The sequence below is a fragment of the Bosea sp. RAC05 genome, assembly GCF_001713455.1.
Taxonomy (GTDB): domain Bacteria; phylum Pseudomonadota; class Alphaproteobacteria; order Rhizobiales; family Beijerinckiaceae; genus Allobosea.
Genome location: NZ_CP016464.1, coordinates 4,695,654 through 4,720,670 on the forward strand (window position 1 = coordinate 4,695,654; position 25,017 = coordinate 4,720,670).

Genomic DNA, 25,017 nt, shown 5'->3' on the forward strand with positions numbered 1-25,017 from the left:
TTCGCGTTCAGCGTGTCGACAAAGCCGGCGCGCCGGCCTCAATTCAGGCGGTTAGAGCGCTTCCGCGCCGGAGATGATCTCGATCAGTTCCTTGGTGATCATCGCCTGGCGCGAGCGGTTGTAGAGCTGCGTCTGCTTCTTGATCATCTCGCCGGCGTTGCGCGTGGCGGAGTCCATCGCCGACATGCGCGCGCCCTGCTCGGAGGCGGCGTTCTCGAGGAGCGCGCGCAGCACCTGGACGGTGAGGTTGCGCGGCAGCAGCGTCTCGAGGATCTCGCCCTCGTCCGGCTCGTAGTCGTAGACCGCCTCGGTCGCCTTGGTGCCGGCCGGGATTTCGGCGGGGATGATGCGCTGGGCGGTCGGGAGCTGCGAGATCACCGACTTGAACTTCGAGAAGAACACGGTCGCGACGTCGAACTCGCCGGCCGCGAAGCGCGACAGCACGTTCTGGGCGATCGTCTCGGCATTTGCGTAGCCGACCTGCTTGAAGGAGCGCAGGTCGATCAGCTCGATGATGTCCTTCTCGAACTGACGCTTCAGAAGGTCGTAGCCCTTCTTGCCGACGCAGATGATCTTGACCGTCTTGCCCTCGGCCTTGAGCGCCAGCGCCTTGTCGCGGGCGAGACGGGCGATCGAGGAGTTGAAGGCGCCGCACAGGCCGCGCTCGGCCGTGCAGACCAGCAGCAGATGCACCTTGTCGGAGCCCGTACCGGCGATCAGGCGCGGCGCGCTCGAGCCGGTCACGCCGGCGGCGAGATTCGCCAGCACCGTCTCCATGCGCTCGGCATAGGGACGGGCGGCTTCCGCCGCCGCCTGCGCCCGGCGCAGCTTCGCAGCCGCGACCATCTGCATGGCCTTGGTGATCTTCTGCGTCGCCTTCACGGAAGCGATGCGGTTTCGTAGGTCCTTAAGGGACGGCATCCGGTCTTGACCCTCTACCCGTCATGGCGCGCGGCGCGGCGACGAAGCAATCCAGAGCAACTGCGCAGCGGAGCCGAAGGCTCCACCGCGCTCGCGATGACGTTTACGAGAACGACTTGGCGTAGTCGGTCACGAGCTCTTTCAGCTTCGCGGCGTTCGCGTCCGAAAGATCCTTGGACTTGCCGATCTCGGCCAGCATGTCGGCATGCTTGCCGCGCACCAGCGCCAGCAGCCCGTCCTCGAAGGAGCGGACCTTGGCGACCGGCAGCGCGTCGAGATAGCCGTTGACACCGGCATAGATCACCACGACCTGCTCTTCCATCTTCAGCGGCGAGAACTGCGGCTGCTTCAGGAGTTCGGTCAGGCGAGCGCCGCGGTTGAGCAGGCGCTGCGTGACGGCGTCGAGGTCCGAGCCGAACTGCGCGAAGGCGGCCATCTCGCGATACTGCGCGAGCTCGCCCTTGATCTTGCCGGCGACCTTCTTGGTCGCCTTGGTCTGCGCGGCCGAGCCGACACGCGACACCGAGAGGCCGACGTTCACCGCCGGGCGGATGCCCTGATAGAACAGGTCGGTCTCGAGGAAGATCTGGCCGTCGGTGATCGAGATCACGTTGGTCGGGATGTAGGCGGACACGTCGTTCGCCTGCGTCTCGATGACCGGCAGCGCCGTCAGCGAGCCGAGGCCGGCATCCTCGCCCATCTTCGCCGCGCGCTCGAGCAGGCGGGAGTGGAGATAGAACACGTCGCCCGGATAGGCCTCGCGGCCCGGCGGGCGGCGCAGCAGCAGCGACATCTGGCGGTAGGCGACGGCCTGCTTGGAGAGGTCGTCATAGATGATCACGGCGTGCATGCCGTTGTCGCGGAAATACTCGCCCATGGCGCAGCCGGCGAAGGGCGCCAGGAACTGCATCGGCGCCGCGTCCGAGGCGGTGGCGGCGATCACGATCGAGTACTCCAGCGCGCCGCGCTCTTCGAGCACCTTCACGAACTGGGCGACGGTCGAGCGCTTCTGGCCGATCGCGACATAGACGCAGTAGAGCTTCTGGCTCTCGTCGCCGGTCTCGTTGTTGGCCTTCTGGTTCAGGATCGTGTCGAGCGCCACGGCGGTCTTGCCGGTCTGGCGGTCGCCGATGATCAGCTCGCGCTGGCCGCGGCCGATCGGGATCAGGGCGTCGATCGCCTTCAGGCCGGTCGCCATCGGCTCGTGCACCGACTTGCGCGGGATGATGCCGGGCGCCTTGACGTCGACGCGGGCGCGCTGGGTCGCCTTGATCGGGCCCTTGCCGTCGATCGGGTTGCCGAGCGCGTCGACGACGCGGCCGAGCAGCTCCTTGCCGACCGGCACGTCCACGATGGCGCCGGTGCGCTTGACCGTCTGGCCTTCCTTGATCTCGCGGTCGGAGCCGAAGATCACGACGCCGACATTGTCGCTCTCGAGGTTGAGCGCCATGCCGCGCACGCCGCTCTCGAACTCGACCATCTCGCCGGCCTGGACCTTGTCGAGGCCGTAGACGCGGGCGATGCCGTCGCCGACGGACAGGACCTGACCGACCTCGGTGACGGAGGCTTCGGACCCGAAGTTCGAAATCTGGGCCTTCAGGATCGCGGAGATTTCAGCGGGGCGGATTTCCATCAGCCGACCTCTTTCATGGCAAGACGAATTGAATTGAGCTTGGTTTTCAGCGAGGCGTCGACCATCCGCGAGCCCATCTTCACGACGAGCCCGCCGATCAGCGACGGATCGATCTTGATCGCGACATCAACATCCTTGCCGGCGACGGCGGCGAGCGCGGCGCGGATCTCGTCGACCCGCTTGGCCGCCGGCGTCTCGGCCAGCGTGACCTCGGCGCTGACGATGCCCTTGGCCTCGGCGACGAGCGCCTTGTAGGCGGCGATCATGCCCGGCAGCGCGAACAGGCGGCGCTTGCTGGCGACGAGGCCGATGAAATTGCCGGCGATTCCGGAGATGCCGGCCTTGGCGAGCACGGCCTTGATCGCACCGGTCTGCTCTTCGGCCGAGAAGGCGGGGCTGCCGACGAGGCGCCGCAGATCCTCGCTTTCGGCGAGCATCGCCGAGAAGCTGTCGAGATCGGCGTTGACGGCATCGATGGCTTTGGCCTCGCTGGCCAGCTCGAACAGGGCCGTGGCGTAGCGACCGGCCACGCCCGAAACCAGTGATCCTTGCGATCCGCCTTCAGCCACGCGTCAAATCTCTCGTTTCATGGGACCGCCCCGGCGGCCTTCGGGAGAAGGCGGAGTGCAAGGTCCCGGCGCTGCGATGTATCACGGACGTGAACCCGGCAAGACGGCTTCGCGACCTAAATGTGGCGGTGCACTAGCATGTGGTTTTGGGGCGCGCAATCCGTTGATGCCGATCGAAGGCGCGGTTCTGTCTGTCTTTTCCGCCGCCGCCGGACGAGACCCGCGCCAGGCGCGCCGCCTCAGAGGAAACTCTGCGGATCGACATCGACCGCCACCCGCACCGAGCCCTTGGGCTTGCCCGCCCGCCTGAGCCAGGCGCGCAGATAATCCTGCAGGTTCACGTCGCGCGCCGTCCGGACGATCAGCCGCATGCGGTGGCGCCCGCGCAGCACGGCGAGCGGCGCCTCGGCCGGGCCGAGCACGACGACACCGTCGGGCGGCTCGGCACAGCGCGCCAGCGCCCGGGCATGCGCCTCCGCCTCCGCCTGGTGGTTGGCCGAGACGATCAGCGCCGCCAGCCGCCCGAAGGGCGGCAGGCCTGCCGCCTCGCGCGACGCCGTCTCTGCGGCATAAAACCGCTCCGGATCGCCGGAGATCAGCGCCTTGAGAACCGGATGGGTCGGGTCATGCGTCTGCAGCAGCGCCCGGCCCGGCCTTTCGCCACGGCCCGCCCGGCCCGTCACCTGGCGCAGCACCTGGAAGGTGCGCTCCGCCGCGCGCGGATCGCCCGAGGTCAGGCCGAGATCGGCATCGATCACGCCGACCAGCGTCATGCCCGGGAAGTTGTGCCCCTTGGCGACGAGCTGCGTGCCGATGACGATGTCGAACTCGCCCGACGCCACCGCCATCAGCTCGGTCTTCAACCGCTCGGTGCCGCCGGGGAAATCGCTCGACAGGACGATGCCGCGCGCCTGAGGGAACAGCGTCGCGACCTCCTCGGCCAGGCGCTCGACGCCCGGACCGCAGGCGCTCAGGCTGTCCTGCGCATGGCATTGCGGGCATTCATGCGGCCGACGCTCGACATGCCCGCAATGGTGGCAGACCAGCGCACGGCGGAAACGGTGATCGACCAGCCAGGCCGAGCAGTTCGGGCACTGGAAGCGGTGCCCACAATCGCGGCACAGCGTCAGCGGTGCATAGCCGCGCCGGTTCAAAAACAGCAGCGACTGTTCGCCGGCCTCCAGATTGGCGGTCATGGCCTTGGCCAGCGTGTCCGAGATCCAGCGCCCGCGCGGCGGCTTGTCCTGGCGCAGATCGACCAGGCCCAGCGTCGGAAGCGTCCGCCCGCCGAAGCGCTCGGGCAGCTTGAGATGGGTGTAGCGCCCGCGCTCGGCGTTGACGCGGGTTTCGAGCGAGGGCGTCGCCGAGGTCAGAATGACCGGCGCATTCTCGATCCGGCCGCGCACCACCGCCATGTCGCGGGCGTGGTAGGCGACGCCGTCTTCCTGCTTGTAGGCGGCCTCGTGCTCCTCATCGACGACGATCAGGCCGAGATCCTTGTAGGGCAGGAACAGCGCCGAGCGCGCGCCCGCCACCACCTTCGCCTCGCCGCTGGCGATCGCAGCCTGCAGGCGCTCGCGCCTGCGGCCCGTCACCGCCGAATGCCAGAGCCCGGGCCGGACCCCGAAACGCGCCTCGAACCGGTCGATGAACTGCGCGGTGAGCGCGATCTCGGGCATCAGGATCAGGCTCTGGCGGCCCAGCCGCACGGCCTCGGCGACCGCCTCGAAATAGACCTCGGTTTTGCCGGAGCCGGTCACGCCTTCGAGCAGCGTCACGCCATAGGTCGCGGCCTTGACCGAGGCGACGAGCGCCGCCGCCGCGGCCGCCTGATCCTCCGACAGCGCCGGGCGGGCATGGTCGGGATCGGGCATCGCCGCCACGGCCTCGCGCGGCAGCGGCTCCACCGCGAAGGTCCCGGCATCGACCAGGGAATCGATCACGGCGGCGCTGACCGAAGCCGCCTCGGCGAGCGCGCTCTTGGCGGTTAGCAGTCCGCCTTCCGCGGCCGCGATCGCCCGCGCCCGCGCTGGCGTCATCCGCGCCGGTGGCGCACCGACGAGCCGCACCCCGAGCCGCGGGCGCTCCGGCCCATCCTCGGGAGGCCGCCGCAGCGCCAGCGCCAGCACGGATCCCTTGGGCGCCAGCGTGTACCAGGCGACCCAGTCGACCAGCTTCATCAGCGCGCCGTCGAGCGGCGGCATGTCGAGCCTGGCGGTGACGCTTTTGAGATTCCCGCCGCGCCCCGCGCCACGCTCCCAGACGACGCCAACCGTCTGGCGCGGCCCGAGCGGCACCTGAACCACATCACCGGGCGACAGCACGAGCCCATCAGGCACCGCATAGCTATAGGCCTGGTCGAGCGCGAGCGGGATCAGCACCTCGACGGTGCCGCCATCCTCCGCCCGATCCGCTTCGCCGCTCATCGCCCGTGCCTAGCCCCTGCCCGCCATGGCGACAACCGCCTGCCTTATCCGGGCCGCGATCGCATGATGTCTGCCGCCCTCCCGGCTGCAGATCCGAGCCCGCCCATGCCTGTCTCCCCACACCTCCCGAGGGCCCTCCTGTTCGGCGCCGCCCTCATCGCCACCTCCGCCCTCCCCGGGCACGCCCAGCCGGCGCCGCCCGAAAACTGGCCCGCGATCAAATGCGAGCGCTACACCAAGGCCTATGGCGAGGCGCTGTCGAAGCTCGGGCGCAAGGGGCTGAGCCCCGATTTCCTCGACGCGCACCAGGCCTTTCTCGCCTCCGGCTGCAGCATCAAGGGCGAGGTGTGCCCGCGCAGCGCCGAGGAGCTGAACCTCGCCAATGTCATGGTCGTCATGGGCATGAACCAGGGCATGGCCAGCACCTTCATGCCCTTCGCCTGTCCGAAGCGCTGAGGCCGCCGCTTCGCGAGGCGTTAAGGTTGCGCCGTCATGCTCCGGGTCGACCCGAGGCACAGGCCGCTCCATGACCGATTTCGACCCCCTCGCCCGCGCCTGGCTCGACCATCTCGCCCATGAGCGCCGGCTCTCGCCGAAGACGCTGGAGGCCTATTCCCGTGATTTGCGCCAGTTCGCGGCCTTCCTCACCGAGCATCTCGGCGGCGCCCCGAGCGTCGCCGACATCGCCGCGCTGAAGCCGGCGGATCTGCGCGCCTTCCTCGGCCGCCGCCGGCGCGAGGAGGTCGGCAACCGCACGCTGATGCGCCAGCTCGCGGCACTGCGCTCCTTCGCCCGCTTCGGCGAGCGCACGGGCCGGCTGACCGCCGCCGCCTTCGCCGCGACGCGCGGGCCGCGCATCGGCAAGGCCCTGCCCCGGCCGCTGGAAGCACGGGCCGCGCGCGCTGTCACAAAGGCCGAGACGCGCGCCGGCGACGTGCGCGATCCCTGGATCCTCGCCCGCGACGCCGCCGTCCTGTCGCTGCTCTATGGCTGCGGCCTGCGCATCTCGGAGGCGCTGTCGCTGACCCGCGCGCAGGCGCCCGCCCATGCGGGCGACACGCTCACCGTGATCGGCAAGGGCAGCAAGACCCGCATGGTCCCCGTCCTGCCCGTCGTGGTCGACACCATCGCCGGCTATCTCGCGCTCTGCCCCTGGCGCCTGCCGCCGGACGGCCCGCTCTTCGTCGGCGCCAAGGGCGGCCCGCTCTCGCCGCGCATCATCCAGCTTGCCGTCGAGGGCCTGCGCGGTGCGCTCGGCCTGCCGGATTCCGCGACGCCGCACGCGCTCAGGCACTCCTTCGCCACCCATCTGCTCGGCCGCGGCGGCGACCTGCGCGCCATCCAGGAACTGCTCGGCCACGCCTCGCTTTCGACGACGCAGATCTACACCCGCGTCGACTCCGCCCGGCTGATGGCGGCTTATGACGCCGCCCATCCGCAAGCGGGACGCTGACCCCAACCTCCTCCGCCGGCTTGGTTGCCGTTGAGGCATCGCCTAAGACGCACGGCCACGGCCTTGGGGGTGATTCGTGTCTGCTCACATCGAGCCGCCCGAGGGCGGCAACAAGAAGATCGCGCTGCTCATCGCGGTGCTGGCGCTGCTGCTCTCGCTGTCGGAAATCGGCGGCAAGCAGGCGGAGAACGAATCGATCGCCAAGAACATCGACGCATCGAATCTCTGGTCCTTCTTCCAGGCCAAGACCATTCGCGGCACCACCGTCCGCACCGCCGCCGAGGCGATGGAGATCGATCTCGCCGCCACGACCGATCCCGCCACCCGCGAGCGCCTGCAGAAGCGCATCGACGGCTGGAAGGCGACCGTCGCCCGCTACGAATCCGAGCCGGAGACGCAGGAGGGCCGCAAGGAGCTCATGGCCCGCGCCAAGGCGACCGAGCAGGTCCGCGATGACCAGAAGGCCCGCAGCGAGAATTTCGAGATCGCCTCGGGCCTGCTGCAGATCGGCATCGTCGTCGCCTCGGCCTCGATCATCACCGGCGTCGGCGTGCTGGCCTATGCCGCGGGCGGCCTCGGCGCGCTCTCGCTGGTCTTCATGGCGCTGGCGCTCTTCGCCCCGCGCCTGCTGTTCTGATCAGGCGCCCGCGCCGGGGTAAGCCGGCAGCGGCGGGCGCAGCCGTTCCCAGGCGCGCGCCAGCCGCAGCACGCCGAGATCGTCGAAGCGCCGCCCCGTGATCTGCAGGCCGATCGGCAGGCCGCCGGCCGTCATGGCGGCCGGCACCGCGATCGAGGGCTGGTCGGACATATTGGCCGGCAGCGTGAAGACGATGTGCTCGAAGGGCTCGCGCGGATCGTCGATCGGCGAGGCATAATCGGCCGGAAAGGCCGGAACCGGCGCGACCGGCGAGAGCACGAAGTCGAACGGCGCGCTCTGCTTCAGCGCCGCCTGCTTGATCGCCAGCATCTGGCTCATGCCGTTGTAGACGCGAAGGCCCGACAGCGACTCCCCGACATTGGCCCAGGCGAAGATGTAGGACAAAACCCTGCCCTGCTTCTCTGTCGGGAGAGCCCCGATCTCGGCCCAGGCGCGCTGGCGCCAGAAATCGTCGAGCCCGTCCAGCATCGCCCGCGTCATGAAGGCCGGCGCCTCCTCGACGATCGCGCCAGCCGCGGCGAAGGCCCGGCCCGCGGCCTCGATCGCCGCCTTCGTCTCCGGCTCGACGGGGATGCCGATGCCCGGGTCGAGCTGCAGGCCGATCCGCAGCCCCTTCACGTCCATCTCGAGCGACAGCCAGTCGATCTCCTGGGGCGGCAGGCTCATGCCGTCGCGCGCATCGGGCTTCGAGATCTCGCGCATCATCAGGGCGGTGTCCGTGACGGTGCGGGTCATCGGTCCGGCAACGCGGCCGTAATAGCTCGGGTCGATCGGCACGCGCCCGAAGCTCGGCTTCAGCCCGACCAGCCCGCACCAGCCGGCCGGCAGCCGGATCGAGCCGCCGATATCGGTCCCGACATGCAGCGGCCCATAGCCGGCCGCGCCCGCCGCCCCGGCCCCGGCCGAGGAGCCGCCCGGGTTTGTCGTCACATCCCAGGGATTGCGGGCGAGTTCGTGGAAGCTCGACAGGCCCGAGGACAGCATCCCGTAATCGGGCATCGTCGTCTTCGCGAGCATGACGAAGCCCGCCTCCCCCAGCCGCGCGGCGACGGGGGCATCCTCCAGCATGGGCGACAGGTCGCGCGCGGCGGTGCCGATCGGCATCGGCGTGCCCCGGGTGGCGATGTTCTCCTTGATCGTGCCCGGAACGCCGTCGAGCGGCAGCGCCTGCCCCTTCATCCAGCGCGCCTCGGAGGCCTTCGCCGCAGCCCGTGCGGTCTCGGGATCATAGGCATAGAGGGCCTTGAGTTGCGGCTCGCATCGCTCGATCCGGGCGATGACCGCCTCCACCACCTCGACCGGCGAGAGCGCCCTGGTGCGGTAGGCTTGCAACAGCTCGGCGGCGCTGAGATCGGCGGGGCTGGGCATCGGCATCATCCTCGGCAGGCAGGGGCGCGGCATGGCGATCATCCATGCCACGGCTGATCGGACACGGCATGGTCGCACAGCGCAACCCGCGCCGGACCTGGCCGCATCGCGACGCCAAGCAAGCCCCGCGCCGGGCCTGGCCCCTCAGGCGAAGTAGTCCGGATGCTCCGCCCGCAGATGCACCAGGTCGGGCAGCAGCGTGCCCAGATGCTTGCGCATCGCGGCGACCGCAGCCGGGCCGTCATGACGGCGGACCGCATCGACGATCGAGAGATGCTCGCGGATGACCATCGACATGCGCCCCGGCACCGGCAGCGTCATGCGCCGGCAGCGGTCGATCTGGCTCTTGGCGGCATGCGCGATCTTCCAGATGCCGGGATAGCCGGCGACCATGGCCAGGGCCTCGTGGAACTCCTCGTCGGCGCGATGGAAGCCCTCCTGGTCGCTCGCCTCGAAGGCCTCGTGCTGGCGGGCGATCGTGGCGTCGAGCCGGCTGATCGCCTCGGGCGCCGCAATGCGCGCCACCAGATCGACGGTGGCGCATTCGAGCGCCTGCCGGATGAACACCGCCTCGGGAATCGCCTCGCTCGGGATCCGCGCCACGAAGGTTCCGGCCTGCGGGAAGATCTCGACCAGCCCCTCCTCCTTCAGACGGATCAGGGCCTCGCGAACCGGTGTCCGGCTCATGCCGAAATGCGCGGTCAGCTCCTTCTCGACCAGTGCGGCGCCCGGCACGATCTCCATCGCCAGAATGGCGCGCCTCAGCTCGTCCTGCACCATGGAGGCCGCCGTGGAGCGGCCGGCCGGAATGCCGCCCAGGGGCTGGCGCCGCCGCTCGCGGCGCATGGGATCGACACTCACTTTCGGCGGGATCGTGACCTGCGACATCGCCTTGCCTCGCTGGGCCGGCGGGCCGGGCGGCCCTGCCGGAAGGATGCGCCTGCCGCATGGCGACTGCGCCTTCCGGCGGATAGCACGACTATCTGTGACGTACTAGTATATTAGTATATTGACCGCGCCTCACCGTCGCGCCTATGGTCCGCCGGCCGATCCGATGGGAGCGCCCGGACCCGATGTTGCTGCATGATGATCGCCTGTTTCCCGCGGACCCCGTGACGCGCGGAATCGCGCGCCGGCTCTATGCCGGGATTCGCGATCTGCCGATCATTTCGCCGCATGGCCACACCGACCCGCGCTGGTTTGCCGAGGACCAGCCCTTCCCCGATCCCGCCACCTTGCTGGTCAAGCCGGACCACTACATCTTCCGGATGCTCTATTCGCAGGGCGTGCGGCTGGAGCAGCTCGGCATCCCCCGCAAGGATGGCGCGCCGGTCGAGACCGATCCGCGCGCGGTCTGGCGCCTCTTTGCCCAACATTGGTTCCTGTTCCGGGGCACGCCGACCCGGCTCTGGTTCGAGCACGCGCTCTCCTCGGTCTTCGGCATCAACGAGCGGCTGTCGCCGGAGAACGCCGACCGGCTCTATGACCGGATCGCCGAGAAGCTGGGCGAGCCCGAGCTGCGGCCGCGCGCGCTGTTCGAGCGCTTCAAGATCGAGGCGATCTCGACCACCGAGGGCGCGCTCGACGATCTGAAGTGGCACGACATGATCAAGGCGTCGGGCTGGGGCGGCAAGGTCGTCACCGCCTATCGCCCCGACAGCGTCGTCGATCCCGAGTTCGAAGGCTTCGCCGCCAATCTCGAGCAGTTCGGCGCCCTGACGGGCGAGGACGTGATGAGCTGGAACGGCTATCTCGCCGCCCATCGCAAGCGCCGCGATTACTTCCGGGCGCGCGGCGCCACCTCGTCCGACCATGGCCACGCCACCGCCCGCACCGCCAATCTCTCGAAGGCCGAGTCCGAGGCGCTCTTCGCCAGGGTCGTCGCTGGCAAGGCCTCGGCCGAGGACGCCGATCTCTTCCGCGGCCAGATGCTGACCGAGATGGCGAAGATGAGCCTCGATGACGGGCTCGTGCTGCAGATCCATCCCGGCTCGTCGCGCAACCACAACGCCTCGCTGTTCGCGCAGTTCGGGCGCGACATGGGCGCCGACATCCCGCGCCAGACCGACTACGTCGCCGCGCTGAAGCCCCTGCTCGACGCGGTCGGCAACGAGCGCAACCTCACGGTCATCGCCTTCACCCTCGACGAAACCAGCTATTCGCGCGAACTCGCCCCGCTGGCCGGCCACTATCCGGCGCTCAAGCTCGGGCCGGGCTGGTGGTTCCTCGATGCGCCCGAGGCGATGCTGCGCTTCCGCGAACTGACGACGGAGACGGCCGGCTTCTACAACACGGTCGGCTTCAACGACGACACCCGCGCCTATCTCTCGATTCCCGCGCGTCACGACGTCGCCCGCCGCTGCGACTGCACCTATCTCGCCAAGCTCGTCGCCGAGCACCGCCTCGGCGAGGACGAGGCGGCCGAGGTCGCCCACGACCTCGCCTACCGACTGGCCAAGGAGGCCTATCGCCTGTGACCGCCCCCAAGACGACCGACGAACGCCAGGCCGCGCATCCGCGCGATGTCCGCGGCTACGACACCGAGACCCTGCGCGCCGACTTCCTGATCGAGCGCATCTTCGTTCCGGGCGAGATCACGCTGACCTACAGCCACTACGACCGCATGATCGTCGGTGGCGCGATGCCGGCGGCGGCCGCGCTGACGCTCGCCCCCTTCGCGCCGACCGGCACGCCCTTCTTCCTGGCCCGGCGCGAGCTCGGCGTGATCAACCTGGGCGGCGCCGGCCGCGTCACGGTGGACGGTCAGGCCTTCGATCTGCCCAATCTCGACGCCCTCTATGTCGGGCTCGGCGCGAAGGACGTCTCCTTCGCCAGCGCGGATGCCGCCAACCCCGCCAAGTTCTACCTGACCAGCGCGCCCGCCCACCGCGAGGCACCGCATCAGCTCATCCGCAAGGACGACGCCAACACGATCCATCTCGGCTCGTCGGAGACCTCGAACAAGCGCACCATCCGGCAATACATCATGCCCAACACCACCGGCACGAACCAGCTGGTGATGGGGATGACGGCGCTGGAGCCCGGCTCGGTCTGGAACTCGATGCCCTGCCACACCCATACGCGGCGGATGGAGGCCTATCTCTACTTCAATCTCGACCCCGCCCACCGCGTCTTCCACTTCATGGGCGAGCCGACACAGACCCGGCACCTCCTCGTCGCCAACGAGCAAGCCGTGATCTCGCCGAACTGGTCGATCCATTGCGGCTGCGGCACCTCGAACTACGCCTTCGTTTGGGCCATGGCCGGCGACAATGTCGAGTTCACCGACATGGACCCCGCCCCCGTGGACATGCTGCGCTGATGGCCTCGCCCTTCGACCTCACCGGCCGCGGAGCCCTGGTGACCGGCGCCAATACCGGCATCGGCCAGGGCATCGCGCTGGCGCTGGCGCAAGCGGGCGCCACGGTGGTGGCCGCCGGGCGCTCGGACCTGAACGAGACGCTGGGGCTGGTCGCGGCGGCCGGCGGAACGGCTCATGCCCTCAAGGTCGATCTTCAGGAGCAGGGCATCGCGCCGCGCGTCATCGCGCAGGCTGAAGGTCTCGCCGGCCCGCTCGACATCCTCGTCAACAATGCCGGCATCATCCGCCGGGCCGACGCCCTCGATTTCAGCGAGAGCGACTGGGACGAGGTGATGAACGTCAACCTCAAGGCGACGTTCTTCCTGGCCCAGGCCTTCGCAAAATCGGCGGTCGAGGCCGGACGCGGCGCCCGCATCGTCAACATCGCCTCGCTGCTGTCGTTCCAGGGCGGCATCCGCGTCGCCTCCTACACCGCCAGCAAGAGCGGGCTCGCCGGCCTGACCAAGCTGCTCGCCTGCGAATGGGCGCAGAAGGGCATCAATGTGAACGCCATCGCCCCGGGCTACATCGAGAGCAACAACACGCAGGCGCTCCGCGCCGACCCCGACCGCAACCAGGCGATCCTGGCGCGCATTCCTGCCGGCCGCTGGGGCAAGCCCTCGGACATCGGCGGCGCCGCCGTGTTCCTCGCCAGCGACGCCGCCGCCTACATGCACGGCGCCATCATCCCCGTCGACGGAGGCTGGCTCGCACGATGACCACGCGTCTCAATTCCTTCTTCCAGCAGGACGCCGCGATCGCCTGGGAGCCGACCGAGCCCGGCGTGAAGCGCAAGATCATGGCCTATGGCGAGGATCTGATGGTGGTGCGGGTGGTCTTCGAGGCCGGTGCCGTCGGCAAGGCGCACCAGCACCCGCATCGCCAGGCTTCCTACGTCGAGAGCGGCGTCTTCGACGTCACCATCGACGGACAGACCCAGCGGCTGACGGCCGGCGACACCTTCTTCGTCCCGGCCGATCTCGTCCACGGCGTCACCGCGGTCGAGGCCGGCCAGCTGATCGATTCCTTCACGCCGATGCGGAAGGAATTCGTCTGAAACACGCCTTGCCGGGATGACCTGGCAGGGCGCCCATCGAAGGGCAAGAACGACCGGGAAAAGCCGGCGAACCATATCGGGAGAGAACCATCATGAGCATTACCAAGAGGACCTTCGGCCTGCTCGCGGGCGCCGCCATGCTGGCGTCGGTCGCGCTTCCCGCAGCCGCCCAGACCGTCCTGCGGTCCACCGACATCCACCCGACCGACTATCCGACGGTCGAGGCTGTCCGCCACATCAGCAAGCTGCTGGAGGAGCGCACCAAGGGCCGCATCAAGATCAACGTCTTCCACTCGGCCCAGCTCGGCAACGAGAAGGACACGATCGAGCAGACCCGCTTCGGCGTGATCGACCTGAACCGCATCAACATGGCGCCGTTCAACAACCTGATCCCGGCGACCAACGTGCCGTCCCTGCCCTTCATCTTCCGCTCGGTCGCGCATATGCGCACCGTGATGGACGGCCCGATCGGCGACTCGATCCTCAAGGAGTTCGAAAAGCACGATCTCGTCGGGCTCGCCTTCTATGATTCCGGTTCGCGCTCCTTCTACAACTCCAAGCGCCCGATCAACACGCCCGCCGACATGAAGGGCATGAAGATCCGCGTCCAGCAGTCGGACATGTTCGTCGCGCTGGTCTCGGCGCTCGGCGCCAATGCGACGCCGATGGCCTTCGGCGAGGTCTACTCCGCCCTGCAGACCGGCGTCATCGATGGCGCCGAGAACAACTGGCCGTCCTACGAGTCGACCAAGCACTTCGAGGTCTCGAAGTTCTACTCGCTGACCGAGCACTCGCTCTCGCCGGAAGTGCTGGTCATGTCCAAGCGCAGCTTCGACAAGCTCTCCAAGGAAGACCAGGAGATCATGAAGGCCGCCGCCAAGGAGTCCGTCGCCAAGATGCGCGAGCTCTGGGACGCCCGCGAGAAGGCCTCGGAAGCCAAGGTCAAGGCTGGCGGCGCGGTGATCAACGCGGTCGAGAAGCAGCCCTTCATCGACGCCATGAAGCCCGTCTACGACAAGTTCGTCACCGACGCGGCCCTCAAGGACCTCGTCGCGAAGATCCAGGCGGTCAAGTAGTCCCGCCCCATTCGCTCTACGGGCGGCGGCCTCCCGCCGCCCGTTTTCGTTTCCCGCCCACTGTCAGGACCTGTCCATGAGCGGCTTTGCCCGGATGCTCACGCGCATCAATTCACGACTCAGCCTGGTCGCCCTGCTCGCAGCCGGCCTCGGGCTGATCGCCATGACCGCGATCGTCGCCTGGACCGTGTTCGGCCGCTACGTCCTCAACGCGACGCCGACCTGGGGCGAGCCCGCCTCGCTGTTCCTGATGCTCTGGTTCATCCTGCTGGGCGGCTCCGTCGGCGTCCGCGAGCTCGACCATATGGGCTTCGATGTCGGCCTGCATTACCTGCGCGGCACGCCCAAGAGCGTCCTCATCGTCGCCAACGAGGTGCTGGTGACGCTCTTCGCCTTCGCCATGGTCTGGTATGGCACCGAGCTCGCCGCCAAGGTCTGGAGCGATCGCCTGCCGATGATCGGCATCTCGAAGGGCTGGGACTATGTCCCGATCATCGCCGGCGGCGCGCTGATCGCGCTGTTCTCGATCGAGAAGCTCCTGCTCTTCTTCACCGGCGAGAAGCTCGCGCCGATGCCGCTGAACGCCAACGGTCTTGGCGGGGAGGCCTGAGCGATGGCCATCACGATCCTCTTCACCTCCTTCGCCGCGCTCCTGCTGATGGGCGTGCCCGTCGCCTTCTGCCTCGGGCTCTCCTCGATGGCGACGGTGCTCTACATCGGTATCCCGCCCGTCGTCATCTTCCAGCAGATGTCGACCGGCATGAACGCCTTCGCCATGCTGGCGATCCCGTTCTTCATCTATTCGGGCGACCTGATGATCCGCGGCGGCATCGCCGACCGCCTGATCCAGTTCGCCTCCTCGCTGGTCGGGCATCTGCGCGGCGGGCTGGGCCAGGTCAACGTCATCACCTGCACGCTCTTCGGCGGCATCTCCGGCTCGGCCGTGGCGGACGCTTCCGCCGTCGGCGGCATCATGATCCCGCAGATGGTCAAGCGCGGCTATGCGCCCGACTATGCCGTCAACGTCACCGCGAACGCCGCGATCATCGCGCTCTTGATCCCGCCCTCGCACAACATGATCATCTATTCGCTGGCCGCCGGCGGCACGATCTCGATCGCCGATCTGTTCACGGCGGGCGTCGTGCCCGGCGTGATGCTGTGCATCGCCCTGATGGTCGCCGCCTGGGCCGTCGCGGTGAACCGCGGCTATCCGGCCGACATCTTCCCGGGCTTCCTGACGGTCGCGCGCCTCTTTGTCGCCGCGACGCCCGGCCTGCTGCTGATCGCCATCATCTTCGGCGGTGTCCGCTCGGGCGTCTTCACCGCGACGGAATCGTCCTGCATCGCGGTGATCTACGCGCTGCTGATCACGATCTTCGTCTATCGCGGGCTCGACTTCAAAGGCTTCACCCACGCCACGCTCGGCGCGGTGCGCACCACCGCCATGGTGCTGCTGATCATCGGCGCAGCGAGTTCCTTCGGCTGGCTGATGGCCTTCCTCGAGGTGCCGAAGGCGACGATCGCGCTGATGCAGGCGATCTCCGACAACCCGCTGGTCATCCTGCTGATGATCAACGTCATCCTGCTGGTGCTCGGCACCTTCATGGACATGGCGCCGATGATCATCATCTGCACGCCGATCTTCCTGCCCGTGGTCAAGGCGATCGGCGTCGATCCCGTGCATTTCGGCGTCATCCTGATCCTCAACGCCGGCATCGGGCTCAACACGCCGCCGGTCGGCTCGGTCCAGTTTGTCGCCTGCGCCATCGGCAAGGTCTCGATCAGCGAGTCCATGAAGACGATCTGGCCGTTCTACGGCGCCAGCGTTGCCGTGCTCTTGCTGATCACCTATGTCCCGGCCTTCTCCCTCTGGCTGCCGGGCATGTTCCGTTGACACGACTGACGAAGAGCACCCTCTCCGCCCTCAGCGAGGCGGTCCGCCGCCCCGCCTATGACCGCGCGCGGCTGACGCCGGGCATCGTCCATCTCGGTTTGGGCGCCTTCGCCCGCGCCCATCTCTGCGAGTACACCGAGGACGCGCTGGAGCTGGAGTTCGGCGCCTGGGGCGTCACCGGCGCGAGCCTGCAGCGGCCCGACCAGCGCGACCGGCTGGCGCCGCAGGACGGGCTCTACACCCTGCTCAAGCGCGCTCCGACCGGGCCCGACCTGCGCCTCATCGGCTGCCTCGGTGAGGTGCTGGTCGCGCCGGAGAACCCGGCCGCGCTGATCGCGCGCATGGCCTCCCCCGATACGCGGATCGTCTCGCTGACGGTCACCGAGAAGGGCTATTGCCACGACCCCGCCACCGGCCGGCTCAAGGCCGACCATCCCGACATCGTCCACGACCTCGCCCATCCGGACACCCCGCGTTCGGCGGTGGGCCTCATCGTCGCCGCCCTGAAGGCGCGTCGTGCCGCCGGGCTCGGCCCCTTCACGGCGCTGAGCTGCGACAACCTCCCCCACAACGGCGGCGTGTTGCGCGGCCTCGTGCGCGACTTCGCGGCGCTGAGCGATGATGGCCTGAGCCAGTGGATCGAAGCCAACGGCGCCTTCCCGGCGACAATGGTCGACCGCATCGTACCGGCCACGACCGACGCCGACATCGCCGAGGTCGCGGGCCTGATCGGGCTGGAGGACGCCGCGCCCGTGATCGGCGAGCCCTTCCGGCAATGGGCGATCCAGGACGTCTTCGCCGCCAGCCGCCCAGCCTGGGAGCGTGTCGGAGCCCAGATGGTCTCGCAGGTCGCGCCCTTCGAGTTCATGAAGCTGCGCATGCTCAACGGCGCGCATTCCAGCCTCGCCTATCTCGGCTATCTCGCCGGCCACGAGACGGTGTCTGAAGCCAGTGGCGACCCGGTCTTGGCGCGCTTCCTCGAAGGTCTCTGGGCGGAGATCATCCCGACCGTTCCCGCGCCGCAGGGTGTCGTCCTCTCCGACTATGCGCAGGCGCTGCTCGCCCGCTTCCGCAACCCCGCCATCCGCCATCGCACCTGGCAGATCGCCATGGATGGTTCTCAGAAGCTGCCGCAGCGGCTGCTGGGAACGATCCGCGACCGCCTCAGGCAGGACGCCCCGATCGACCATCTCGCGCTCGGTGTCGCGGCCTGGATGCGCTATGTCTCCGGCACCGACGAAAGGGGCGCGACGATCGACGTTCGCGACCCGCTGGCCGTGACCTTCGCGGAGAAGGCCAGGACCGCCGGCCGCGACGCAATGGCGCTCAGCCGGTCGCTGTTCGGCATCGAGGCGATCTTCGGCGCCGACCTGCCGCGCGAGCCGCGGTTCACGCAGGCCGTCGAGAGGCATCTCGCAGCGCTGTTCGACAAGGGCGCGAAGGCGACGGTGGCCGCGCTCTGATCGAGCGCGCGGGGACCCCCTTGATCCCGCCCGCCCCCTCGCGCCAGATGCGCGCATGATCCGCGCCGTCCTCCTCACGCTGGCCCTGCTGACGCTCGCCGCGCCGGCCGCGCTGGCGCAGTCGCGCGTCACCGTGCCGAACTTCTGGGACCCGCGCATCCGGCTCGACCGACCCGAGCCCGGCCCGCCCCGCGTCATCCGCTTCCTGACCGACGACGAATACCCGCCGCTGCATTTCGCCGGGCCCGATGGCGGCCTGACCGGCTTCTCGGTCGAACTGGCGCGGGCCGCCTGCGAGAAGCTCGGCTGGACCTGCACCGTACAGGCCCGCCGTTTCGACACGCTGCTGGATTCGCTCGCCGAGGGCCGCGGCGACGTTCTGGCTGCGGCGCTGAACCTGACACCACCGATCCGCGCCCGCTTTGCGGCCAGCCATCTCTATTTCCGCGGCTCGGCCCGCTTCGCCACCACCCGCGGCAACGCCCAGGCCGAACTCGACACGCGCTCCCTGCAGGGCAAGCGCGTCGCCGTCGTCGCCGGCACGGCGCATCAGGCCTATCTCGAACGGCTTCTGCCCTTCGTCCAGCGCCGCGAGGCGGCAAGCCTCGCCGCCGCCATCACGGCCCTGCGCAGCGGCGACGCCGAATTCGTCTTCGGCGACGGCGTCGCACTCTCGCTGCTGCTCGCCGGCAGCGGCGGCAGCGAACTCGCCTTCACCGGCGGGCCCTTCCTCGAAAGCCGCTATTTCGGCGAGGGCGTCGCCTTCCTCCTGCGCAAGGACGAGGCGCCGCTCAAGCGCTCCCTCGACTACGCGCTGCAGTCGCTCTGGGACGACGGCACCTATGCGCGGCTCTATCTGCGGTTCTTCCCGGTGAGCCCGTTCTGACGCCGGCAATCATACGGCCTCTTGCGTCATGGTCGGGCTTGTCCCGACCATCCACGCCTTCCCTCGTCCCGTGCGGTGTTCAAGACGTGGATGCTCGCCACAAGGGCGAGCATGACGGCGAGCGTTGGTCGGTTGCTGTCACTTCGCCGGCGCGTTCGCGCTGAGCGCCTGCTTCGCCACCGCCGCCAGCCAGCCGGACGCCGCCGGCAGGATCGCGTCGTTGAAGTCGTAGCGGTCGTTGTGCAGTTCGCCGCCGTCGCGCACCGGGCCGTTGCCGATCCAGACATAGGCGCCCGGCAGCCGCTGCAGGAAATGGGCGAAGTCCTCGCCGGTCGTGCTGGGCTTGAGATCACGCCGCAGCCCCACCCCGGCCGCCTGCGCAGCCGCGGCGGCGATCTCCTCCTCCGCCGCCGTGTTGATGGTGGCGGCGCCATGCATCGTCTCGACCTCCGCCTCCATCTCGAAAGTGGCAGCGATGTTCTGCGCGATCGCGCGGATGCGCCCGAGCAGACGCTCGCGCACCTCCGCCACGAAGGTGCGGAAGGTGCCTTCGATGAAGACGCTGGTCGGGATCTGGTTCGAGGCCGAGCCGCCATGCACCTGGCCGATCGACACGACCGCCGACTGCATCGGATCGATGTTGCGCGAGACGATCGTCTGCAGCGCGACGATGAGATGCCCCATGGCGACGATCGGGTCGCGTGTCGTCTCCGGCAGCGCCGCATGGCCCGCCGTGCCGTGCAGCGTGATCTTGAAGCGGCCGGGCTCGGACATCACGGGACCGCGATGCACGGCGATGGTGCCCGCCTCCAGCCCCGGCCAGTTGTGCAGGGCGAAGATGCGCTCCATCGGAAAGCGCTCGATCACGCCGTCGGCGAGCATCGCCTGAGCGCCGCCGGCGCCCTCCTCGGCCGGCTGGAAGACGAACTGCACGGTGCCGCTCCAGCCTTCGTCGCGGGCGAGCAGGGCGGCCGCGCCGAGCAGCGCCGTGGTGTGCCCGTCATGGCCGCAGGCATGCATGACGTTCGGCCGCGTGGAGTTATAGGGCAGGTCGTTCGCCTCGAGGATCGGCAGCGCGTCCATGTCGGCGCGCAGGCCGACCGAGCGCTCCGAGCCGCCTCGCCTCAGCGTCGCCACCACGCCATGGCCGCCGATGCCGGCGGTGAAGGGCACGCCGAGTTCGGTCAGCTTCGCCTGGACGAAGGCACTCGTCTCCTGCTCCTGCCGCCCGAGTTCCGGATGGGCGTGGAGATGGCGTCGCCAGGCGGTCAGGGTGTCGTGCAGATGGCGATCCAAGGCGGCGGTCCTCTCGAAGGCGTGTCGGCGGCAGCCTATACCCGGCACGCCATTCGACAACTGCTCCAGACGCATCCCGTCCGACTCATTGACGCCCCCCTTCGCAATCTGCGAAAGCCCCTGCCTCGCATTTTCGCGTTGAACCTGGAGAGGACACCACTCCCGATGCCCGTTTTCGACCCCGCCCTTGTGGACGCCGCCCAGCGTTCGGCCGCCTGGCCGTTCGAGGAAGCTCGCAAGCTCGTCGCGCGGATCGAGAAATCGGGCAAGAAGGAGGTCATCTTCGAGACGGGCTATGGCCCCTCGGGGCTGCCCCATATCGGCACCTTCGGCGAGGTCGCGCGCACCTCGATGGTGCGCCATGCCTTCGAGGTTCTGACCGATGGTGCCGTGCCCACCCGCCTGATCGCCTTTTCCGACGACATGGACGGGCTGCGCAAGGTGCCCGACAACGTCCCCAACAAGGCGTTGCTCGCTGCCAATATCGGCAAGCCGCTGACCGAGGTGCCCGACCCCTTCGGCACGCATGACTCCTTCGGCCGGCACAACAATGCGCGGCTGCGCGCCTTCCTCGACCAGTTCGGCTTCGACTACGAGTTCAAGTCCTCGACCGACAGCTACCGAGCCGGCGAGTTCGACGCGACGCTGCTGAAGATGCTGGCGCGCTACGACGCGGTGATGAAGATCATGCTGCCGACATTGCGCGAGGAGCGGGCGGCGACCTATTCGCCCTTCCTGCCGATCCACCCGGTGACGCGCGTCGTCATGCAGGTGCCGATCGAGGCGCGCGACATCGAGGCCGGCACCATTGCCTGGACCGATCCGGCAACCGGCGAGCGCTTCGTCACGCCCGTCACGGGCGGCCAGGTCAAGCTGCAGTGGAAGCCCGACTGGGCGATGCGCTGGGTCGCGCTCGGCATCGACTACGAGATGGCGGGCAAGGATCTGATCGACTCGGTCAAGGTCTCCTCGCAGATCGCGCGCGCGCTCGACGGCACCCCGCCCGAGGGATTCAACTACGAGCTCTTCCTGGACGAGCAGGGCCAGAAGATCTCGAAGTCGAAGGGCAACGGCCTGACCATCGAGCAATGGCTCGAATACGGCCCGCAGGAGAGCCTGGCGCTCTACATGTTCCAGCGCCCGCGCGAAGCCAAGAAGCTGCATTTCGACGTCATCCCGCGCGCGGTCGACGAATACCTGCAGTTCCTCGGCGGCTATGAGCGCCAGGACTGGAAGAACCGCCTCGGCAATCCCGTCTGGCACCTCCACCACGGCGAGCCGCCGCAGCCGGAAGTCATCGCCACCGGCGAAGGCGACAACGTCTCGCGGGCGCAGATCACCTTCGGCCTGCTGATGAACCTCGTCGCCGTCGCCAATTCCGAGGACAAGGCGGTGCTCTGGGGCTTCCTCCAGCGCTATGCGCCAGGCATCTCGCCGCAGACCCATCCGCGGCTCGACGCGCTGGTCGGCTATGCGATCGCCTATTTCCGCGACTTCGTGAAGCCGGCAAAGAACTACCGCCTCGCCGACGAGACCGAGGTGGCGGCCTTCACTGCGCTCGACGCCGCGCTTGCCGCCCTGCCGGCGGATGCCACCGCCGAGATGGTGCAGGACACGGCGCTCGATGTCGCCCGCGCGATCCCGCGGTACCAGAACCTCGCCGCCAAGAACGCCACGCCCGAGCGGCCCGGCGTCTCCGGCGACTGGTGGAAGGCGATCTACCAGGTCTTCTTCGGCGAGGATCAGGGCCCGCGCTTCGGCTCCTTCGCCGCGATCTACGGCCTCGCCAACACCCGCGCCCTGATCGCCAAGGCGCTGGCTGGTGGGCTGGTCGAGGAACACGCGGCGTTCATTGAGGCGCGGAAGGGATAACCCCCTCCCCGTCATTGCGAGCGCAGCGAAGCAATCCAGGCCCTTGCGCCTATCCTCCTGGATTGCTTCGCTGCGCTCGCAATGACGGAAAACGTCGGCGCTGCATACGGGAGCCTGAATGACCACCGCCGCCCAAGCCCAGGCCGTCGAGCACGCCATCACCTCCCGCCGCGCCACCCGCGCCTTCCTGCCGACGCCGGTCGATCCTGCCCTGCTGCACCGGCTGATCGAGGTCGCGGCGCGGGCGCCGAGCGGCACGAACATGCAGCCCTGGAAGCTGCGCGTGATAGGCCCCCAGGTGCGAGCGCGGCTGGAGAGCGCCCTGCTGGCGGCGTTGGACGATCCCGATTTCGTCCAGTCCGAGGAGTACCGCTACTACCCCGAGACCTTCCGCGAGCCCTATCAGTCGCGCCGCCGCAAGGTCGGCTGGGATCTCTACGGCCTGCTCGGCGTCGCCAAGGGCGATATCGCGGGCATGAAGCGCCAGAGCGCCGCCAATCTGCGTTTCTTCGACGCGCCGGTCGCACTGATGCTGACGGTCGACCGCGATCTCGAGATCGGCTCCTGGATCGATCTGGGCATGTTCCTGCAGAGCCTGCTGATCGCGGCGCAGGGCCACGGTATGCAATCCTGCCCGCAGGCGATCTTCGCGCGCTTCCACCCGGTGGTGCGGCGCGAACTCGCCATCCCTGACAGCGAAATCGTCGTCTGCGGCATCGCCATCGGCCATGCCGACCCGGCGGCACCCCAGAACGGCCTCGTCGCGGAGCGCGAGCCGGTCGAGGGCTTCACGACCTGGCTCGACTGAGGGCAGCGGGCGGCTTCAAACCGGTTGGCGGGTCTTGCGCAGGCCCTTCATGATGGGCTGCACGATGGAATACATCGCCACGATCGCGATGCCACCGACGATCAGGCCGAACAGGGCCGAGAACACCGCCCCCGTCAGCCACTCCAGGACACCGCCCAGCGGCAGCATCGCGGCGACGGCAGCGGCAACGGCGTGGCTGGCATGACCGAGCGCGGTCAGGCCGAACGTCTCCAGCCCGTGGAGAATGATGCCGCCGCCGACCCAGAGCATCGCCGCCGTCCCGACCGCGCTGAGCGTGGTCAGGAAATGCGGCATGCTGATCACCAGACCCCGCCCAAACCAACGGACCGGCGCGAAGGGCTGCCTGGCCAGCGCCAGCCCGATGTCGTCGGCCTTCACGATCAGGGCCACGGCGCCATAGACCAGCACGGTGATGCCGATCCCGACCAACGCCAGCACGATCGCCTGCATCTGGAAGGAGGATGTCGTGACGGTCGACAGCGTAATCGCCATGATCTCCGCCGAGAGGATGAAGTCGGTCTTGATCGCACCGGCGATCTTCTGCTCCTCGAGCAGCTTGGGATCGAGCACGGCCTGGCCCGCCGCCGCGGGGATCGCGGTTGCGTGCGGCACGACCAGTTCGAGGATTTTCTCGGCGCCCTCATAGCAGAGATAGACGCCGCCCATCATCAGGAGCGGGGTGATCAGCCAGGGCGCGACCAGCGCCAGGATCAGCGCGCCCGGCAGCAGGAAGAGCAACTTGTTCTTCAGCGAGCCGAGCGCGATCTTCCAGATGATCGGCAGTTCACGCGAGGCGGCGAAGCCAACCGCATAGCGCGGCGTCACCGCCGCGTCGTCGATGACGATGCCGGCCGCCTTGGTGCCGGCCTTGGTCGCCTGCGCGACGACGTCGTCGACGGAGGATGCCGCGACCTTGGCGATACCGGCGATGTCGTCGAGCAGCGCGAACAATCCCGAAGCCACGTCTCGTCTCCATCGTGAAAGGCGGCGCGGCAGATCATCCGCCGCCACCGCGCCGTCAACAAGACGCGGCAGCGCCGGTTTGGTTCAGCCTTGGTTGATCTCGAACAGGCCGGCGCAGCCCATGCCGCCGGCGACGCACATCGTCACCACCGCATAGCGCGCCTTGCGGCGGCGGCCTTCGAGCAGCGCATGGCCGACCAGACGCGCCCCGCTCATGCCGAAGGGATGGCCGATCGCGATCGCCCCGCCATTGACGTTGACCTTGGCCGGGTCGATTCCGAGCCGGTCGCGGCAATAGAGCGACTGCGAGGCGAAGGCCTCGTTCAGCTCCCAGAGATCGATATCGGACACGCTCAGCCCGTTGCGCTCCAGCAGGCGCGGCACGGCAAAGACCGGGCCGATGCCCATCTCGTCGGGCTCGCAGCCGGCCGAGGCGAAACCGCGGAAGATGCCCAGCGGGGCAAGTCCGCGCCGCGCGGCCTCCGCCGCCGACATCACGACGCTGGCCGAAGCGCCGTCCGAGAGCTGGCTGGCATTGCCGGCGGTGACGAACTGGTCCTCGCCGCGCACGGGCTTGAGCTTGAGCAGCCCCTCCAGCGTAGTGTCGGCGCGGTTGCCCTCGTCCTTCGTCAGCGTCACGGGCTTCTGGCTGACCTCGCCGGTGGCCTTGTCGGTGACCGCCATCACCGCACTCATCGGCACGATCTCGTCGTCGAACAGGCCGCGCTCCTGGGCGGCGGCCGTGCGCTGCTGACTCGCCAGCGAGAACTCGTCCTGGGCCTGCCGCGAGATGCCGTAGCGCTGCGCCACGATGTCGGCGGTCTCGATCATCGTCGTGTAGATCGTCGGCTTGTTGGCGAGCAGCCAGTCGTTCTGGGCGAGGTCGCGCCGGGTCACCGGCTGCACCAGCGAGATCGACTCGACGCCGCCGCCGACGGCGACCGGCACCCCGTCCATCACCACGCGCCGCGCCGCATGGGCGATCGCCTCCAGACCCGAGGCGCAGAAGCGGCTGACGGTGACGCCGGCCGACTGGACGGGAAGCCCCGCGACCAGCGCGGCATGGCGCGCGACATTGAGCCCCGTCGCGGCCTCCGGATAGCCGCAGCCCATCACCACCTCCTCGACCGCCTCCGGCTCGACGCCGGCGCGCTCCAGCGCATGCCGGATCGCATGGGCCGCCATGTCGGCCCCGCGGACCTGGTTGAAGGCCCCGCGATGGGCCTTGCCGATCGGCGTGCGCGCCGTGGAGACGATGACGGCTTCGGTCATGGAGGCTTCTTCCCTGCCTT

The 25,017-nt window shown here is 68.8% G+C and carries 23 protein-coding genes; 14 read left to right on the forward strand and 9 right to left on the reverse strand.

What is annotated here, in order from left to right; translation table 11 throughout:
• Nucleotides 1–51 precede the first annotated feature (51 nt).
• From BSY19_RS25750 to BSY19_RS25765, 4 genes are all read right to left on the reverse strand, one after another.
• Complete coding sequence (locus BSY19_RS25750) at nt 52–921, reverse strand: F0F1 ATP synthase subunit gamma (protein WP_069056655.1); 870 nt, start codon at nt 919–921, stop codon at nt 52–54.
• Nucleotides 922–1,024: 103 nt separating this feature from the next.
• A complete protein-coding gene (gene atpA / locus BSY19_RS25755) occupies nt 1,025–2,554 on the reverse strand; it encodes a F0F1 ATP synthase subunit alpha (protein ID WP_069056656.1) in 1,530 nt (509 codons plus the stop codon).
• Nucleotides 2,554–3,123, reverse strand: a complete 570-nt coding sequence (locus BSY19_RS25760) for a F0F1 ATP synthase subunit delta (protein WP_069056657.1) — start codon at nt 3,121–3,123, stop codon at nt 2,554–2,556. Before BSY19_RS25760 ends, atpA begins: the two co-directional genes overlap by 1 nt.
• A 239-nt stretch (nt 3,124–3,362) precedes the next feature.
• Nucleotides 3,363–5,549, reverse strand: a complete 2,187-nt coding sequence (locus tag BSY19_RS25765) for a primosomal protein N' (protein ID WP_069056658.1) — start codon at nt 5,547–5,549, stop codon at nt 3,363–3,365.
• Between the two features lie 105 nt (nt 5,550–5,654).
• Between BSY19_RS25765 and BSY19_RS25770 the strand changes: the two genes are divergently transcribed.
• From BSY19_RS25770 to BSY19_RS25780, 3 genes are all read left to right on the forward strand, one after another.
• Nucleotides 5,655–6,005, forward strand: coding sequence for a hypothetical protein (locus BSY19_RS25770; RefSeq protein WP_069056659.1), 351 nt, complete (start codon nt 5,655–5,657; stop codon nt 6,003–6,005).
• 70 nt (nt 6,006–6,075) lie between these two features.
• On the forward strand, nt 6,076–7,002 hold the full coding sequence (locus BSY19_RS25775) for a tyrosine recombinase XerC (RefSeq protein ID WP_069056660.1): 927 nt from the start codon (nt 6,076–6,078) through the stop codon (nt 7,000–7,002).
• A gap of 76 nt (nt 7,003–7,078) precedes the next feature.
• Nucleotides 7,079–7,639: a DUF4337 domain-containing protein gene (locus BSY19_RS25780; RefSeq protein WP_069056661.1), complete on the forward strand. Its 561-nt coding sequence runs from the start codon at nt 7,079–7,081 to the stop codon at nt 7,637–7,639.
• On the opposite strand, the gene BSY19_RS25785 is transcribed toward BSY19_RS25780, so the two are convergent.
• A complete protein-coding gene (locus BSY19_RS25785) occupies nt 7,640–9,028 on the reverse strand; it encodes an amidase (protein ID WP_069057396.1) in 1,389 nt (462 codons plus the stop codon). It lies immediately after the preceding gene.
• 144 nt (nt 9,029–9,172) lie between these two features.
• Complete coding sequence (locus BSY19_RS25790; RefSeq protein ID WP_236840453.1) at nt 9,173–9,916, reverse strand: GntR family transcriptional regulator; 744 nt, start codon at nt 9,914–9,916, stop codon at nt 9,173–9,175.
• A 185-nt stretch (nt 9,917–10,101) separates the two neighbouring features.
• Here BSY19_RS25790 and uxaC point away from each other — a divergent pair, with 185 nt between their 5' ends.
• The 9 genes from uxaC (at nt 10,102) to BSY19_RS25835 (ending at nt 18,765) form a co-directional block, all read left to right on the forward strand.
• Nucleotides 10,102–11,505, forward strand: coding sequence for a glucuronate isomerase (uxaC, locus tag BSY19_RS25795; RefSeq protein ID WP_069056662.1), 1,404 nt, complete (start codon nt 10,102–10,104; stop codon nt 11,503–11,505).
• Nucleotides 11,502–12,350, forward strand: coding sequence for a 5-dehydro-4-deoxy-D-glucuronate isomerase (gene kduI / locus BSY19_RS25800; RefSeq protein ID WP_069056663.1), 849 nt, complete (start codon nt 11,502–11,504; stop codon nt 12,348–12,350). Before uxaC ends, kduI begins: the two co-directional genes overlap by 4 nt.
• The gene (gene kduD / locus BSY19_RS25805; protein ID WP_069056664.1) at nt 12,350–13,108 is read left to right on the forward strand and encodes a 2-dehydro-3-deoxy-D-gluconate 5-dehydrogenase KduD; all 759 of its coding nucleotides are present in this window, start codon (nt 12,350–12,352) and stop codon (nt 13,106–13,108) included. The genes kduI and kduD overlap by 1 nt, the downstream gene beginning before the upstream one ends.
• The gene (locus BSY19_RS25810; protein ID WP_069056665.1) at nt 13,105–13,446 is read left to right on the forward strand and encodes a cupin domain-containing protein; all 342 of its coding nucleotides are present in this window, start codon (nt 13,105–13,107) and stop codon (nt 13,444–13,446) included. Before kduD ends, BSY19_RS25810 begins: the two co-directional genes overlap by 4 nt.
• A gap of 92 nt (nt 13,447–13,538) precedes the next feature.
• Nucleotides 13,539–14,522, forward strand: a complete 984-nt coding sequence (locus tag BSY19_RS25815) for a TRAP transporter substrate-binding protein (protein WP_150129741.1) — start codon at nt 13,539–13,541, stop codon at nt 14,520–14,522.
• Nucleotides 14,523–14,598: 76 nt separating this feature from the next.
• A complete protein-coding gene (locus tag BSY19_RS25820) occupies nt 14,599–15,132 on the forward strand; it encodes a TRAP transporter small permease (protein ID WP_069056667.1) in 534 nt (177 codons plus the stop codon).
• Between the two features lie 3 nt (nt 15,133–15,135).
• Nucleotides 15,136–16,416, forward strand: coding sequence for a TRAP transporter large permease (locus tag BSY19_RS25825; protein ID WP_069056668.1), 1,281 nt, complete (start codon nt 15,136–15,138; stop codon nt 16,414–16,416).
• Complete coding sequence (locus BSY19_RS25830) at nt 16,413–17,879, forward strand: mannitol dehydrogenase family protein (RefSeq protein WP_069056669.1); 1,467 nt, start codon at nt 16,413–16,415, stop codon at nt 17,877–17,879. The genes BSY19_RS25825 and BSY19_RS25830 overlap by 4 nt, the downstream gene beginning before the upstream one ends.
• Nucleotides 17,880–17,934: 55 nt before the next feature.
• Entirely contained in the window at nt 17,935–18,765 is an 831-nt protein-coding gene (locus BSY19_RS25835; protein ID WP_069056670.1) for a transporter substrate-binding domain-containing protein, read from the forward strand.
• Nucleotides 18,766–18,903: 138 nt separating this feature from the next.
• Here the strand turns inward: BSY19_RS25835 and BSY19_RS25840 are convergent, their stop codons facing one another.
• Nucleotides 18,904–20,061: an amidohydrolase gene (locus BSY19_RS25840; protein ID WP_069056671.1), complete on the reverse strand. Its 1,158-nt coding sequence runs from the start codon at nt 20,059–20,061 to the stop codon at nt 18,904–18,906.
• Between the two features lie 165 nt (nt 20,062–20,226).
• Here BSY19_RS25840 and BSY19_RS25845 point away from each other — a divergent pair, with 165 nt between their 5' ends.
• Nucleotides 20,227–21,933, forward strand: a complete 1,707-nt coding sequence (locus BSY19_RS25845) for a lysine--tRNA ligase (RefSeq protein WP_069056672.1) — start codon at nt 20,227–20,229, stop codon at nt 21,931–21,933.
• 118 nt (nt 21,934–22,051) lie between these two features.
• The gene (locus BSY19_RS25850; protein ID WP_069056673.1) at nt 22,052–22,741 is read left to right on the forward strand and encodes a nitroreductase; all 690 of its coding nucleotides are present in this window, start codon (nt 22,052–22,054) and stop codon (nt 22,739–22,741) included.
• Between the two features lie 15 nt (nt 22,742–22,756).
• Here BSY19_RS25850 and BSY19_RS25855 read toward each other — a convergent pair whose 3' ends face one another.
• Together BSY19_RS25855 and BSY19_RS25860 are read right to left on the reverse strand one after the other, a co-directional pair.
• Nucleotides 22,757–23,725, reverse strand: coding sequence for a DUF808 domain-containing protein (locus BSY19_RS25855; protein WP_069056674.1), 969 nt, complete (start codon nt 23,723–23,725; stop codon nt 22,757–22,759).
• Nucleotides 23,726–23,809: 84 nt separating this feature from the next.
• Nucleotides 23,810–24,997, reverse strand: coding sequence for an acetyl-CoA C-acyltransferase (locus tag BSY19_RS25860; RefSeq protein ID WP_069056675.1), 1,188 nt, complete (start codon nt 24,995–24,997; stop codon nt 23,810–23,812).
• Between the last annotated feature and the right edge of the window lie 20 nt (nt 24,998–25,017).